We start from the raw sequence: 13,371 nt of genomic DNA, 5'->3' as shown, positions 1-13,371 counted from the left end.
GGCCTCGCAAAAAAATTTAGAAGGACGCGTCGAAGCCGAGGCGAACGGTGCGCGGACGCAGCGGGGTGACCTGGTCGCGGCCGATGGCGAAGGGCGTGCCGAGCGCGAAGCGGTTGCCCCGGACATCGGCGAGGTTGGCCACGCCGAGCGTCAGGCCGAGCTCGGGGCGACCGACGCGCACGGTCACGCCGCTGTCGAGATAGTCGCCTTGCAGTTCGCCCAGCTCGGGTCCGATCCCGAGACGCGATTTGCCCACGTAGTTGACCCAGCCCTGCGCCGTCAGTTCGAGGCCGCCCGACAACTCGTGCAGATAATCGAAGCCGACCCGGCCGGTGAATGCCGCGATGTTCGGCACCTGGGTGATTCGCGCGGCGAAGGCCAGCTGCGGTTCGTCGACCTTGCTCTTGTTCCAGCTCGCCCCGGCGTCGAGGCGCAGTGCCGGACTGACTTCGAGCCCGCCGCTCAGTGTGGCGGTCCAGACCCGCCCGTCGCCGATATTGGCGGTGCTCGGGAAGCCGGACAGGTCGATGAAGTCGGCCTGGATATCGTCCCAGCGGGTATAGGAAACGCTGGCGGCGAGATCGAAGGGGCCCCGGCCGCGATTCCCGTGGCGCGCGCCGATCTCGAAGGTGGCGCTGTTATCGTTGTCGAAGCGTCGCACGATCGGCCCCGCGACCGCGAGGCCGCCGGGCCGGAAGCTTTCCTGGTAACGGACGTAGAGCACCGTGCCCGGCAGCACGTCGGCGAGGAGCGAGGCCGAGGGCAAGAACGCGGTTTCGGTGCGACCGGCGGTTATGCCGGCAAGCGCCGCCAACAGCATCGGCTGAACGTCTTCGCCCGTGCCGCTCAGCTTCGAGTGGGTGTAGCGGGCGCCGCCGGTCAGGATCAGCCGGTCGAGCAGGCGCAGGCTGCCCTCCCCGTAGACCGTGAGTTCGTCTATCCCGTTGCGAACGCCGGTCACCGTCGTCGCGATTGCCGTCTGCTCGTCTTCGAGCCGACGCGAGAGGCGCATCCGGTTGCGGGTATAGCTCGCCCCGAGAACCCACCCGATATTGTCGCCCAGAGGCTGCCAGAGCCGCGTCTCGTTGGCGAACATCTCGGTGTCGTTCGACTGAAGGAACAGGCGCGGCGGCGCGCCCTGGGCGGTCGCGTCGTAGCGCTCGAGCAGGTCTTGCGAGGTGTATCCGGTCGACGAACGGAAACGCAGCAGCCCGATTTCCCCCGAGACGACGATCTGTGCCTGCGCATAGTCGCTCCGCGACCCTTCGGCGACGCGGGCCTGGCGGGACAGCGGCGGCCCCTGGCGATCGGCGTACTGGCTGTCGGCGCTGTCGGTCGATTGGGCTAGACCGATGACATCGACCTGCCAGCCGGGCGCGAGTTCGACCCGGAGCATCGCTCGTCCTCCCACCAGGTCGGTACGATTGACGTTGTCGCGGCCGAGCAGCGGCTTGTCGATGTAGCCGCCCTGGCGTGCGGCATCGGCGGTAATGCGCAGCGCGGCGCGGTCGCGGACCAGCGGCAGGTTGATCGTCGCGCTTGCGTCGACGCTCGCGCTGCCGTGCTGGGTGTAGCCGAGGCCGACCTGGCCCGAGGCGGCGGCGAAGCCGGCATCGGGGACATTCGGCACCAGGCGGATGATCCCCCCGAGCGATCCGGCGCCGTAAAGCGTGCCCTGAGGTCCTTCGAGTACCTCGACGCGGTCGAGGTCGGACAGACGCAGGTCGGGGTCGGGCGCGTTGTAGCTCAATCGCAGATCGCCGAGATACTGCCCCACGGTGGCCTGAGTCGGACCGGTAAAGCTCGAATCCGCGATGCCGCGAATGAACAGTTTGTTGCGGCCGCTGCCGAGGTGGGTCGAGGATACCGTGGCCAGCCGCTGGGTTATCTTCTCGGTCCCGCCGATCCCGCCGAGTTCGAGCGCCTCCCCGTCGAGCAGCGAGACCTGCCCCGGAAAATCGCCCAGCGCGAGGTCGCGCTTACTCGCTTCGACGATGATCGGCGTTCCTTCGACTTCGCTCATCTCGCTCGGCGGCGCGGGTCCCGCGCGGACCGGTCTTGGCGCCGGTGCGTTCGGTATGGGTCGGCGCGCTTCGGGTGCAGGGATCAGCCGCCAGCCGTAGCGGCCTGCGGCCACGGCGCGAACGCGCGCGAAGCGGGCGAGCTTGCGCACGGCGTCGCCGGCACCCATCGTGCCGCGGATCGCCCTCACCTTGCGATCCGCGACCGCCGGGTCGGTAATCACGATGCTCGTGCCGGTCTGCCGGGCGATGGCAATGGCTGCATCGGCCGCGCGCCCGGCGGGCGCGTCGATCGCCACGCTCTCGGCGTGCGCCGCGCTGGCGGCGAGAGCGGCACTTGCCGCAAGCAGGACGGGCAGCGTCCGGTGCATCTCAGTTCGCGCCGAGCACCCAGTCGTCGCCCTCGCGCCGGACCGGCACGCCGAGGAGGGCCCCGGCGGCGCGCGGATCCTCGCGTACCTGAGCGATGACGATGCTGCCCGAAATCCGCACAGTGCTGCCCGGCGCCGCGCGGAAGGCCACGCCGGTCGCCCGGGCCAGATCGGACGCCGCTTCCGCCAAGCTGGCATTGTCGAAGCTCAGCCGGCCCTCGCGCCATTCGCCGACCTGGGCGGGCGCGATCGTGCTCGTCCGGTAAGCGTCCGAACCGCGAGCGCTGCGCAGTACCTCGCCGGGCGCGAGATGGACCGCCTGGCGCGCGGGATTGAACACGACCGCCCCCTCGGCCACCGCAACGCGCACGTTCGCCTCGTCGAGCGCCACGTCGAACACCGTTCCGACATCGAGCAGGGCGTCGTCGCCGGCCACGACGCGGAACGGATGCGCCTCGTCGTGGCGAATGGTGAACAGTGCGCGGCCGCTCTCGAGCCGTACAAACCGGGGATCGTCGCGGTCGAGCTCGATGCGCGTCCCACCCGCGAGGTCGATCCGGTCGCCGCCGCCAAGCGCGATCATGCGGATCTCGCCCGGTGCCGTTTCTTCATAATAGGTGCTGCCGCCCGGCCAAACCGCGAATGCGAGCACCGCCACCAGCGCGGCAGCGAGCGCCCCGTCAAACCAGCGGCGCGAAACCCGCGCCGGCTGCGGCACGTCATCGTCGTTCGCGGAAGCCGGGCGCGCCGCGCGCAGCTCCTCCGCAGCTTCCGCCGCCGCAGCCGCGACGCGGTCGTAGGCGGCAGCGTGCTCCGGCGACCGGCCGAGCCAGTGTTCGAAGGCGTCCCAATCGGCAAAGCCGGGGTCTCCCGCGCGGACCGCCCAGGCTGCGGCTTCGTCGCGAATACGTTCGTCACGCTGCATCGAGCAGTCCTCCTGACGACTTGACGGAGTCGATACGCTCAGACCTCATCGTGGCGCTCCCTGAGCTCGGTCAGCGCGCGATAGGCCACCCTCAGGTCGCTCTCCACGGTGGACAGACTTACGCCGAATTCCGCCGCCACCTGCCGCTGGGGTACGCCGTCGACCCGGTGCCGGCGGAAGACCTCGGCGACGCGCGGCGGCTCGAGCCGGGCAAGAAGCTCCTCCACCAGCCGAACGAAATCGCGGGCAGCGACGACCCGCTCCGCCGATGGCGCATCGGATGTGCCCGTGACGGTTCCGGCGGAGAGGTCGGTCCATTCACGGTCGCGCTTCGCGGCCTGCCGCTGCGAGCGGAAGCGATCGATCATCAGCGAATCGGCGACGCGATAGAGATAGGGCAGCGGCGCGGCGACCGGGCCCGCCTGGCTGGTCGAGATCTTGAGCCAGACCTCCTGCACGAGGTCTTCGGCCGCCTCGCCCGCCCCGCGCACGGCAAGGAAGCGCACGAGGCGCTCGCGATGCTCGAAGAACGCGCCCTCGAGCCCGGTGCGTGGGGGGTCTTGCGACATTGCGGCAGGCATCCGATCGCTTGCGCAATTAGGGCGTCGAACGGTGAATGAAAAGCCAATGCGCCGCCAAACGGCATTCGCGGTCTAGGGCGCGGTCGCCTGCGGCCCGATCGGCTCGATCCCATAATCTTCGAGCAGCTTGGCAATCTCGCGCTTGCGGGCTTTGAGCACGCGATCGACGTCATCCCTCAGCTGCGGATCATCCTTTCGCACGCCCACCGAAATGTCGTAGGCCATCGGCCACTGGTTGTCGTCGAGCCACGGAGTAACCGGTTCCAGCCGCAAGGGCACTTTGCTTCGCCGGGCGAAGTAGCCGGCGAGAGGGCCCCAGACGAGGCCAGCATCGATCTCGCCTTTTTCGACCGCGTCGACGATCGCGGCGGGCGGATTGGGCCGCGTATAATCGCCATAGAGCATGTAGCCGCGGACGTTGCCGATAATGCCGCGCCGGGCGAGGGCGTGCGCCGGCGGAGTGTTGCCGCCATCGTCGCCCACCAACTGCACGCCCAGCGAAAGGCGTTTCAGCCGCGGATCGTCGAGCGTCAGGCCCGCGAGGTCGTCGGACTGACGCGTCACGAACATGTAACTCGCGCGGTAGTATGGACGCGTGGTCTCGAGCGTTTCCAGCCCCGCGGCGACACCGGGCCAGATGTCGCAGGCGCCCTCGCCCACCGTGTTGCGCACGAATCCGCGCCGCTGGGCCCACCAGGTGTACGCGATCGGCCGGTCGAGGTCGGAGGCGATCAGTTCGGCCAGTTTGTTCTCGAACCCTTCGCCCGCCCGATTCGAAAACGGCAGGTTGTTGGGATCGGCGCAGACCTTGAGCGGATCGGGGGCGCAGGCTGCCAGCAGGAGCGTGAGCAACCCGGCGCGCTTCATCGCGAGGCAGCCTCGGCAGTCCACGGCTTGCCGCCGAGCGTGACCGTGTGGGCGACCTTGTCCTTCTCCAGGTCGATGATCGTTGCCGTGCCCGAGAGCCCCGAGACGGCATAGAGTCGCGCGTCGTCTGGCGAGAGGGCGATTCCCCAAGTGCGGTGGCCGGTGGGGAACGAACGGACCACGCGGTAGCTCACCGGATCGATTTCCGCGACGCGGTCACCGCGCCCCATGGCGACGAAGGCGCGCTTGCCGTCGCGGGTCAGCTCGAGCTCGACCGCCTGCGGATTCTCGAGGTCGGGGAAGGCCGCGGCGAGGTCGATCGTGCGCTTCATCTCGCGCGAAGCGGTGTCGAACACCGCGATTGTTCCGCGCTGCTCCGACGAGACCCAGGCCTCGCGCCCGCCCTTGAGGAACAGCACTTCGCGCGGCCGGCTGCCGACGGGTAGGTTGTCGGTTACCTTGGCGCTGGCCACGTCGATGAAATGGGCGACGCTGGCCACTTCGCTGGTCGCGATCAACAACTTGCCGTCGGGGGAGACGCCGATGCCTTCGGGTTCGGGCCCGACGCGCACCTCGCGCACCACCTTGCCGCTGGCGACGTCGATGAACGAAACGGCGCTCTTGTCCTCGTTGGCCGCGTAGATCGTCGCCCCGTCGGGGCTGACCGCGATGCGCTCGGGATCGCTCCCCGAACCGAGTTCGCGGAGCTTGCGCAGCGAGTGACTGTCCCAGGCCTCGATGCGGTTGGATTCGCTCGCCGCGACATACAGCGTCTTGCCATCGGGGGAGAGCGCGAGGCCGCGGGGACGCTCGCCGGTCTGCAAAGCCCCCTCGACCTCGCCGCTCGCACCGTCGAGGACGTGAACCACGTCGGCCTCCTCGTCCGAGACGAAAACGCGGTCGCCGCCCCGCTCGGACGAAGAGCACGCGGCAAGCGCCAACGCCAGGGTTGGCGCCAACAGGGCAGGGAGCGACCTAACTTCCGGCTTCCTTGGGAACGTGCCATCCGTCGAATGCGTCAGCTTCCCTCGGAACGGGCGCGGGATGCTGCGAGGGCGTGCCGTTGCCGTTCGCGGCAATCGTCTCGGGCAACGACATCGAGCGGACATAACTGGCAATCTTCCAGATCTGGTCGTCGGTCAGCTTACCGCCCCAGGCCGGCATGCCGTTGGCGCGCCCGAAATAGATCGTGTCATAGATTTGATCGAGCCGGCCGCCGTACGTCCAGCTCGTGTCCATCAGCGGGGGCCCGATTCCGCCGCCCCCGTTAAAGTGACAGCCCACGCAGTTCATCTGGTTGTAGAGCTGCATCCCCTCGGTCACGGCCGCGGCATTGTCTAGGTAGGGCAGCGCCCGCCGATCGGGCGCGGTGACCAGATCGCCGCCGCCGGGAACCAGCGCCACGTCGCGCTGCGCGGGGGCGCCCGGGCCGGCCGGAGCGAAGGTGCCGGTCGAGGTATCGTCCTTGGCCTGATCGCAGGCCCCCAGCGCGAGTGCGAGAGTCATTGCGGCAGCGATCTCAATGCGGAAGTGCGAAGACATGGAGCGTCCCTCCTGCGGTCGTGCGGTTGGGAAGGTCGGTCATCGTGTTGACGAAACCGAGTGCGGAGGAGCCGTCGCGCGGGTCGAGCGGCCCCGACACGATCGCGCCCGACCAGCCTCCGACGCCGGACAGCACGGCGACGTACTGGTGGCTGTCGGGCCCCTTGTAGCTGATCGGTTGGCCGATGATGCCGCTTTCGAGCTTTTGCTTCCAGACCAGCTTCCCGGTGCGCGCGTCGACGGCCTTGAACCAGCCGTCCATCGTTCCGTAGAACACGAGGTCGCCCCCGGTCGAAACGGTGCCGGACCAGACGGGCAGATCCTCCCGAATCGTCCAGGCCGGTTTGCGCAGCACAGGGTCCCACGCGGTGAGTTCGCCGCGATGCCCGCCCGGCCCGGGTTTCATCTTCACCTCCGCCCCGACGTAGGGCGTGCCCGAGATGTAATTCACCTCGAGATTCATCCAGTCCATGCACAGGTTCTCGTGCGGGATATAGACCAGCCCGGTGCGCGGACTGAAGCTCGAGGGATTCCAGTCCTTCGCCCCGCTCGCGGTGGGACAGATGTCGTGCACTACCTGGCCGAGATGGGTTTCCTTCGCCGGATTGACGATCAGCCGGCCCGTTTTGAGGTTCACCCCCTTGGACGAATTCACGGGGCCGTATGGATCGGCCGAAAGCACCTGGCCTGTCTCGCGATCGACGACGTAGACGTAGCCGTTGCGATCGGGGTGGAGCAGGACCTCCCGCATCTTGCCCCCGAATGGCATGTCGAGCAGCAGTTGCTCGTTGATGCCGTCATAGTCGTGCTCATCGTGCGGGTTCATCTGGTAGAACCACTTGGCCTGGCCGGTGTTGACGTCGCGCGCGAACAGGCCGGCGGTCCACTTGTTGTCTCCGGGCCGCTGGAGCTGGTTCCACGGGCCAGGATTGGCCGTGCCGTAAAAAATCGTCTGGGTCGCCGGATCGTAGGCGATCCAGCCCCACATCGTGCCGCCGCCAATCTGCCAGGCACCCGCCGGCCAGCTCTTCACGCCCAGGTCCTTGCCCCGGTCCATCGCGTAGAAAGGATGGAAGTCCTTGCCGATCAGCGCCTGGTCGTCGGGCCCGGTGTGATAGGCGCGCCAGGCGATCTTGCCGCTGCCGAGATCGAGCGCGGTGAGCCAGCCGTGAACGCCGAACTCGCCCCCCGAATTGCCGACCAGGACCTTGCCGCCGGCAATCAGCGGCGCCATCGTCACGCTCTCGCCCTTGTTGATGTCACCCAGCTGGGTGCGCCAGACCTCCTTGCCGGTCTTGGCATCGAGCGCGATCGTCGCTCCGTCGAGCGTGTTGAAGACGAACTTGCCGTCGGCATAGGCGCCGCCGCGATTGACCACGTCGCAGCAGGCCACGCCCGCGGCGGCCGGCACGGGCTTGGGATTGTAGCTCCACTTGAGCGGCGCGCCTTCCTTGGTCAGGTCGAGCGCGTAGACGTGGTTGGGAAAGGCGCTAACGACGTACATCGTGTTGTCGACGACGATGGGCGCGGCTTCCTGACCCTTGTTGACGCCCAGCGAGAAGCTGAAGACCTCTTGCAGGTTCTTGGCATTCGCCGGGGTAATCTCGTTGAGCGAGGTGTAGCGCGTCGCCGCATAGTTCTTGGCCGGCATGGTCCACTGCCCGTCATCCTGCGGCGCGGCGGCCGCGGGGGCGACCGTGCGCCCGGCCCCGGGCGTCGGCGGCGCCAGCGCGTGGCCGATCTGCTCGCGGGTGAAAACGTCGCCGGCGGGGACCGGCTTGGGCAGCGGCGGCTTGGCCCCGGCGCGCTGCGGGAACATCCCGGTCTGGGCAGCCACGACCGGAAGCGCCGCGACGGCGACGGCGGCAAACGTGGCGAGGAGGATGGTCTTGGTCTTCATGGCATCAGTCCAGCGAATAGAGATAGTCGGCGACGGCGTTCGCCTGCTCAGGCGTCAGCGGGATGTCGGGCATCGCCGATCCGGGCGCGATCGTCTGTGCGTGGGTGATCCAGCGCAGCAGGTTGGGACGGCTGTTGGGCAACTTGCCGGCGATGACTTCGCGCCTGCCGATCCCTTCGAGGTTCGGCCCGACCTTGCCGTGCGCCTGGATCACCCCTGGCACCGTGTGGCACAGCCCGCAGTGATCGGCGATCACCTGCTTGGCGAGCTCGGTGGTGTCGTCGTCCCTGCCGCCCGCACAGGCGGCCAGCGGGATCAGCGCCAGGGCGACTAGCTTTCGCATACCGGCATTCCCAGCAGCAGGAGGATGTTGACGGCAATCAGGAAGACGAACACCGCGGAAAAGGCGATGCCCCACAAGGCCATGAAACGGGTGCGGCCCTGCCCGGTCTCGAACAGATGACGCTTGCTGCCTCCGGTTTCGTCTTTGGTGCGCCGGAGCAGCACCACGCCCAGCCACAGTGCGGCAAGCGCAACGAGGAGGCAGACACAGCCGATGATCAGCGGCCAGGGCTGGACCCCGGGGTGCGTGGTCAGGCGGATGCCGTAATAGAAGCAGGGCGCCGAGGAAAAGGCATAGATCGCCGAAAGCTGGACGAGCCAGGCCAGCGGTGCGGCCCAGACCGCGAACAACGCCTCGTGCGTTTCCACCCGGCCCCGGTGGGGCGCGGGATGAGCGCCTTCGTCCTGGTCGCGGGTCATTGTCCGACTCCGAGATAGGGAGAGAGGTAATAGGTGGAAAAGACCGCCAGCCACACCGCGTCGACGAAGTGCCAGTAGACGATGCCATTGGCCATCGGCAGCATCCGCAGCGGCGAGAAGAACCCCCGCCAGGTCCACAGCCAGAGCGCGCCGAGAATCATCAGCCCGGCGATGACGTGAGCCATGTGGAAGCCGGTCGTCACGAAATAGAGCGCGGTGTAGCTGCTCGTTCCGAGGCCGTAGGCTTTGTCCTTCCATTCGAAACCCTGGACGATCGCGAACACCGCCCCCATGGCGATCGCCAGGCCGATGCCGCCGAGCGCCTGGCCGCGGTCGTCCTTGCGAATGCCGCGCTCGCCCCACCAGGCAGCGACGCTCGATGCGAGCAACAGGAACGTATTGGGCAGAGCCAGCTTGAGACTGGGTTCGCTTTCGAGCACCCAACCGGGGGGGTTGGATACCGCCAGGTAGTAGTAGGAAAACAGCAGGTAGCCGAACAATGAGGCCTCGGCGACGACCAGCATGACCATGCCGTTCCAGCCGATTCCGCGGCCACCGATGGGGCCGAGTGGCAGGGCTTCGGGGCGCGATACGATACGTTCAGCCATTGCGCCTCTCCTCATGCGCGTCCGGTTCGCGCTCGAGCAGCTTCGTGCGCGGCTCGTTCCAGAACGCCAGCGAGGCGATTGCACCGATGCCGCCGAGCGCCGCCAGCCACCACAGCTTGCCGAGCAGCCCGGCAAACAGCACCGCCGTCGCCACCGTGAGCCAGAACGGCGCAGTCGTGTCGCTCGGCATCTTGAGAATCCGGTCGGGCTCCGCATCGAGGATCGATACGGCCAGCGCTTCCTTGCCTTCGTCGAGGGTCATGCCCTCCTCGAAGCTCGATCGGTTTTCGGTCTCGTCGAGCTGATCCTCCCACAGCGGATGCCGGCTCGCGACGGTCGGGATCACGGCGAAATTATAGGGAGGCGGCGGCGAGGGGATGGTCCATTCGAGCGACGGCCCGCTCCACGGGTCGGGACCGGCGATCGCGCCGCTGCGCCGCGACTTGATGACATTCCAGAAGAACATCAGCACGCCCACCGCAAAGACGAAGCTGCCGATCGTCGTGATCATGTTCAGCGCCGAGAAGCCCATTCCGGCGTCGTAGGTGTAGATCCGCCGCGGCATGCCGAGCAGCCCCGTCAGGTGCATCGGCAGAAACGCGAGGTTGAAGCCCAGGAACATGGTCCAGAAGTTCCACCACCCCAGCCGCTCGTCCATCAGCCGCCCGGTCATCTTGGGGAACCACATGTAGGTGGCGCCGCAGACCGGGAACACGTTGATGCCGATCAGCACGTAGTGAAGGTGAGCGACAACAAAGTAGGTGTCGGTGAGCTGCCAGTCGGCCGGCACGCTGGCGGTCATGAAGCCCGAAACGCCGCCGATCACGAACAGCAGGATCATCCCCGCAAAGAACTTGAAGGCCGTGGTGAAAACCGGCTTGCCCAGCCAGATCGTGGCCAGCCACGCGAACACCGCGACCGCGCTGGGAATGGTGATGATGATCGACGCGCCGGAGAAAAACGCCAGGCCGAGACCGGGCAGGCCGGTGGCGAACATGTGGTGCACCCAGACACCGAAGCCGAGCAGCATCGTCGCCACGGTGGACAGCGCGACGAGCGTGTAACCGACCAGCGGGGTCCGCGAGAATGTCGGCAGCCCGTCGGATACCATGCCCATCGCCGGCAGGACGATGGCGTAGACCCAGGGATGGCCGAACAGCCAGAACAGGTGCTGCCACAACAGCGGCTCGCCGCCGCCGGCGACGGTGAAGAAGCTCGTCCCCAGGTTGCGGTCCATCCACAGCAGGAAGAAGGCCAGGCTTACGGCGGGTATGACCACCAGGTTGGCCGCACTCGCCGTCAGCGTGCCCCAGACCATGATCGGCAGGCGGTTTATCGACATTCCCGGCGCCCGGCAGCGCGCCGCGGTGACGATGAAGTTGGCCGCCCCGACGCTGGTCGAGATGCCGAGGAAGACCATGCCCAGCGCGTAGATGTCCTCGTTGATGCCGGGATTGAAGGCCTTTTCGGCGTAAGGGACGTAGTTGAACCAGCCGTCGTTCGGCCCCGCCCCGACCAGCGGCCCGGCGTAGAGGAACAGCGCGGCGGCGAGGTAGATCCAGTAGCTGAGCGCATTCATTCGCGGAAACGCCATATCGCGCGCGCCGAGCCACAGCGGGAAAAAGTAGTTCGAAAAGCCCGACAGGACCGGCCCCGCGTAGAGGAAGATCATCGTCATGCCGTGGGTCGAGAACAGTTCGTTGTACTGTTCTGGCGTCAGCAGGTGCTTGTTGGGCCCGGCAAGCTGGAGCCGCAGAACCAGCGCCTCGATCCCGCCGATCGCCAGCATGATGAAGGCCGTCACCAGGTAGCGCTTGCCGATTTCCTTGTGATCGACTGTGCCGAACCATCCCTTCAGTCCCGGCTCTGTACGCCAGATCCGCTCGAGCCGATCGCGCAGGGCGGCGTCGGCCACGGCGACGCGTGGGGTGCGCGACAGGCGGGTGTCGGTATCGGCCAGCGGCCCTTCGCGGCCGGCGGTGAGGTCGGCTGCGCTCATTCCAGCGTCTCCAGGTAAGCGACAACGGCTTGAAGCTGCGGCCCCGTAAGGTGCTGGGGCGGCATTTGGGCGCCAGGCTTCGCGCCCTGCGGATCCTCGATCCACCCGGCGAGATTGGCGCGATTGTTGGGATAGGTGCCGGCAGCGATCAGCCTGCGGCTCATGAGATGGGTAAGGTCGGGCCCGACGTTCGACCCCGCGCTCGTGCCGCGAACGGTGTGGCACAGCGCACAGCGGTATTCCATCAGAGCGAGGCCCTCCGCCTGCTCCGGAGTGACCGGCGGAGGCGCGGTCTGCAGCTGGGCCGCGCGCCACTTGGCAAATTCGCGAGGGCTTTCGGCGACCACCTCGAAGCCCATGTGCGCATGCTGCAACCCGCAGTATTCGCTGCACTGCCCGCGATAGATTCCCGGCTCGTCGGCCTCGAGCCAGGTCAGGTTGACCTGGCCGGGAATGGCATCGGTCTTTCCGGTCAGCTTGGGCACCCAGAAGCTGTGAATCACGTCCCCCCCGTGCAGCCGCACGAGCACCTTGGCGCCGACGGGCACGTGGATTTCGTTGGCCGTGGTGAAGCGCTCGCTGGGCACCGCCCCGCCATAGTCCGCCTGCCACCACCACTGATGCGCGGTGACGTCGATCGTGATTTCCGGCCGCCGCGGCATCGGCGCGACGTGCCCAAGCGCGATCATCGTCCAGCCGAGCGCCACGAGGAGGAACAGCGAGGATATGCCGAGGCCGATGAAGATCAGGCGGACGCCGCCGACCCCGCGCGCGACCGCGGGCAGGCCGGCCTCCACCGCCCTGCCCCGGCGCACGGCGCGCCACAGCATGTAGGCGATGATCAGGCAGACCGCGCTGGAGAGCAGCACGAGAAACCAGGTCAACGGAACGGTCGCGTCCGCCCTTGCCCCGTTGCTGGTCAGGTATCCGAGCGGCGCGCCGCTCATACGGCAAAGCCCTCCCGATCGCGCAGAACGTGAGCGGTCGTGCGCAGAGCCAGCCACAGGAAGAGGATCCCGCCAGGCACCCACATCAGCGTGCCGCCGAGTTGCTGATCGGCCAGCGGCGTGAAGCCCCAAGCCTGGGTCGTGATATAATGCCACGAGAAAAGCGGGCGTCCCGCGAGTGTGAGAACCGCGCCGAGGAAGGCCATCTGCATCGAGGCGACCGTACCCGCCGCGACCAGCCCCATTGGCCGCTCGCCGAGAGGCAGGAGCTCACGCCACAGCAGCACCGCGCTGAAGAACAGCGTGGTGTGCATCGCCCAATAGATCGCGTCGGAATGGAGCGTCGCGTCGTACGGCGCGGGCATGTGCCACAGCCAGAGGAATGCGGTGAACGCGGCTGTGGCTGGCCATAGCCAGCGCGAATTGCGCGCGGCCGGCAGGGCCGCTGCCACGAGCGGCGCGCCCAGCAGGAACATGATCATGTGCTGGCCGACTCGCGCCGCGAACAGCGAAACCGAAAGCGCGCAGAGGGGCGAAATCAGAGCCAACGAAGTTATCGCCCAACCGCCCGCTGCCATCGTGCGGCGCGACGCCGGGCAGCGGCGCAGATGCACCCCGGCCAGCAGCGCCAGGGCAACAATGAGAATCGGATCGAAATTCCACCTCAGCCACAGGCTGTCGGGCAAAGGCGGTGCGCCGCAATAGGGCATTCTCGGGCCGGCCTCCTCAAGCCAAGCCCTCCCGTCGCGACTCTTCATCGCGCAGAAACCCGAATGATGTCAAGGGCGTCGAGCCCGCGGATCAGGGCCGAAGAACCGCCACCGGGTTCGCGAGACGATGCGATATGC

13 protein-coding genes are annotated in these 13,371 nt (G+C 67.5%); all 13 read right to left on the bottom strand.

Features of this window, described 5'->3' with window-relative positions; genetic code table 11:
* Window positions 1-16 precede the first annotated feature (16 nt).
* The 13 genes from Q7I88_RS05440 to Q7I88_RS05380 all read right to left on the bottom strand — a co-directional run bounded on the left by Q7I88_RS05440 (window position 17) and on the right by Q7I88_RS05380 (window position 13,233).
* Window positions 17-2,392, bottom strand: a complete 2,376-nt coding sequence (locus tag Q7I88_RS05440; protein ID WP_305098024.1) for a TonB-dependent receptor — start codon at window positions 2,390-2,392, stop codon at window positions 17-19.
* A gap of 1 nt (window position 2,393) precedes the next feature.
* On the bottom strand, window positions 2,394-3,317 hold the full coding sequence (locus Q7I88_RS05435; RefSeq protein WP_305098023.1) for a FecR family protein: 924 nt from the start codon (window positions 3,315-3,317) through the stop codon (window positions 2,394-2,396).
* A 38-nt stretch (window positions 3,318-3,355) separates the two neighbouring features.
* A complete protein-coding gene (locus Q7I88_RS05430; RefSeq protein WP_305098022.1) occupies window positions 3,356-3,886 on the bottom strand; it encodes an RNA polymerase sigma factor in 531 nt (176 codons plus the stop codon).
* A gap of 84 nt (window positions 3,887-3,970) precedes the next feature.
* Window positions 3,971-4,765 (bottom strand): substrate-binding domain-containing protein, encoded by a 795-nt coding sequence (locus Q7I88_RS05425; RefSeq protein WP_305098021.1) that lies wholly within the window; start codon window positions 4,763-4,765, stop codon window positions 3,971-3,973.
* A complete protein-coding gene (locus Q7I88_RS05420; protein WP_439648363.1) occupies window positions 4,762-5,706 on the bottom strand; it encodes a PQQ-dependent catabolism-associated beta-propeller protein in 945 nt (314 codons plus the stop codon). Before Q7I88_RS05420 ends, Q7I88_RS05425 begins: the two co-directional genes overlap by 4 nt.
* Window positions 5,707-5,740: 34 nt before the next feature.
* A complete protein-coding gene (locus tag Q7I88_RS05415) occupies window positions 5,741-6,271 on the bottom strand; it encodes a c-type cytochrome (RefSeq protein ID WP_305098019.1) in 531 nt (176 codons plus the stop codon).
* 13 nt (window positions 6,272-6,284) lie between these two features.
* Window positions 6,285-8,207, bottom strand: coding sequence for a methanol/ethanol family PQQ-dependent dehydrogenase (locus tag Q7I88_RS05410; RefSeq protein WP_305098018.1), 1,923 nt, complete (start codon window positions 8,205-8,207; stop codon window positions 6,285-6,287).
* Window positions 8,208-8,211: 4 nt separating this feature from the next.
* On the bottom strand, window positions 8,212-8,550 hold the full coding sequence (locus tag Q7I88_RS05405) for a c-type cytochrome (RefSeq protein ID WP_305098017.1): 339 nt from the start codon (window positions 8,548-8,550) through the stop codon (window positions 8,212-8,214).
* Window positions 8,538-8,969 carry a hypothetical protein gene (locus tag Q7I88_RS05400; RefSeq protein ID WP_305098016.1) on the bottom strand — a complete coding sequence of 144 codons (432 nt, stop codon included), beginning with the start codon at window positions 8,967-8,969 and terminating at the stop codon, window positions 8,538-8,540. Before Q7I88_RS05400 ends, Q7I88_RS05405 begins: the two co-directional genes overlap by 13 nt.
* A complete protein-coding gene (locus Q7I88_RS05395; RefSeq protein WP_305098015.1) occupies window positions 8,966-9,577 on the bottom strand; it encodes a cytochrome c oxidase subunit 3 in 612 nt (203 codons plus the stop codon). The genes Q7I88_RS05400 and Q7I88_RS05395 overlap by 4 nt, the downstream gene beginning before the upstream one ends.
* Window positions 9,570-11,576 (bottom strand): cytochrome c oxidase subunit I, encoded by a 2,007-nt coding sequence (locus Q7I88_RS05390; protein WP_305098014.1) that lies wholly within the window; start codon window positions 11,574-11,576, stop codon window positions 9,570-9,572. Before Q7I88_RS05390 ends, Q7I88_RS05395 begins: the two co-directional genes overlap by 8 nt.
* Window positions 11,573-12,523, bottom strand: a complete 951-nt coding sequence (gene coxB, locus Q7I88_RS05385; RefSeq protein ID WP_305098013.1) for a cytochrome c oxidase subunit II — start codon at window positions 12,521-12,523, stop codon at window positions 11,573-11,575. The genes Q7I88_RS05390 and coxB overlap by 4 nt, the downstream gene beginning before the upstream one ends.
* The gene (locus Q7I88_RS05380; protein WP_305098012.1) at window positions 12,520-13,233 is read right to left on the bottom strand and encodes a cytochrome c oxidase assembly protein; all 714 of its coding nucleotides are present in this window, start codon (window positions 13,231-13,233) and stop codon (window positions 12,520-12,522) included. Before Q7I88_RS05380 ends, coxB begins: the two co-directional genes overlap by 4 nt.
* Window positions 13,234-13,371 lie beyond the last annotated feature (138 nt).

Origin of the sequence: Croceibacterium aestuarii (assembly GCF_030657335.1) — a bacterium.
In the GTDB taxonomy this organism is placed as follows: Bacteria; Pseudomonadota; Alphaproteobacteria; order Sphingomonadales; family Sphingomonadaceae; genus Croceibacterium_B; species Croceibacterium_B aestuarii.
This window is presented reverse-complemented; position numbering and strand designations above follow the sequence as displayed.

What these genes read in the sequence shown, in the direction of transcription:
- Q7I88_RS05440 (WP_305098024.1), bottom strand. Translation starts at nt 2,392, where the DNA reads ATGCACCGGACGCTGCCCGTCCTGCTTGCGGCAAGTGCCGCTCTCGCC.
- Q7I88_RS05430 (WP_305098022.1), bottom strand. Translation starts at nt 3,886, where the DNA reads ATGTCGCAAGACCCCCCACGCACCGGGCTCGAGGGCGCGTTCTTCGAG.
- Q7I88_RS05405 (WP_305098017.1), bottom strand. Translation starts at nt 8,550, where the DNA reads ATGCGAAAGCTAGTCGCCCTGGCGCTGATCCCGCTGGCCGCCTGTGCG.
- Q7I88_RS05380 (WP_305098012.1), bottom strand. Translation starts at nt 13,233, where the DNA reads ATGCCCTATTGCGGCGCACCGCCTTTGCCCGACAGCCTGTGGCTGAGG.
- Q7I88_RS05425 (WP_305098021.1), bottom strand. Translation starts at nt 4,765, where the DNA reads ATGAAGCGCGCCGGGTTGCTCACGCTCCTGCTGGCAGCCTGCGCCCCC.
- Q7I88_RS05395 (WP_305098015.1), bottom strand. Translation starts at nt 9,577, where the DNA reads ATGGCTGAACGTATCGTATCGCGCCCCGAAGCCCTGCCACTCGGCCCC.
- Q7I88_RS05410 (WP_305098018.1), bottom strand. Translation starts at nt 8,207, where the DNA reads ATGAAGACCAAGACCATCCTCCTCGCCACGTTTGCCGCCGTCGCCGTC.
- Q7I88_RS05400 (WP_305098016.1), bottom strand. Translation starts at nt 8,969, where the DNA reads ATGACCCGCGACCAGGACGAAGGCGCTCATCCCGCGCCCCACCGGGGC.
- Q7I88_RS05415 (WP_305098019.1), bottom strand. Translation starts at nt 6,271, where the DNA reads ATGACTCTCGCACTCGCGCTGGGGGCCTGCGATCAGGCCAAGGACGAT.
- Q7I88_RS05435 (WP_305098023.1), bottom strand. Translation starts at nt 3,317, where the DNA reads ATGCAGCGTGACGAACGTATTCGCGACGAAGCCGCAGCCTGGGCGGTC.
- Q7I88_RS05390 (WP_305098014.1), bottom strand. Translation starts at nt 11,576, where the DNA reads ATGAGCGCAGCCGACCTCACCGCCGGCCGCGAAGGGCCGCTGGCCGAT.
- coxB (WP_305098013.1), bottom strand. Translation starts at nt 12,523, where the DNA reads ATGAGCGGCGCGCCGCTCGGATACCTGACCAGCAACGGGGCAAGGGCG.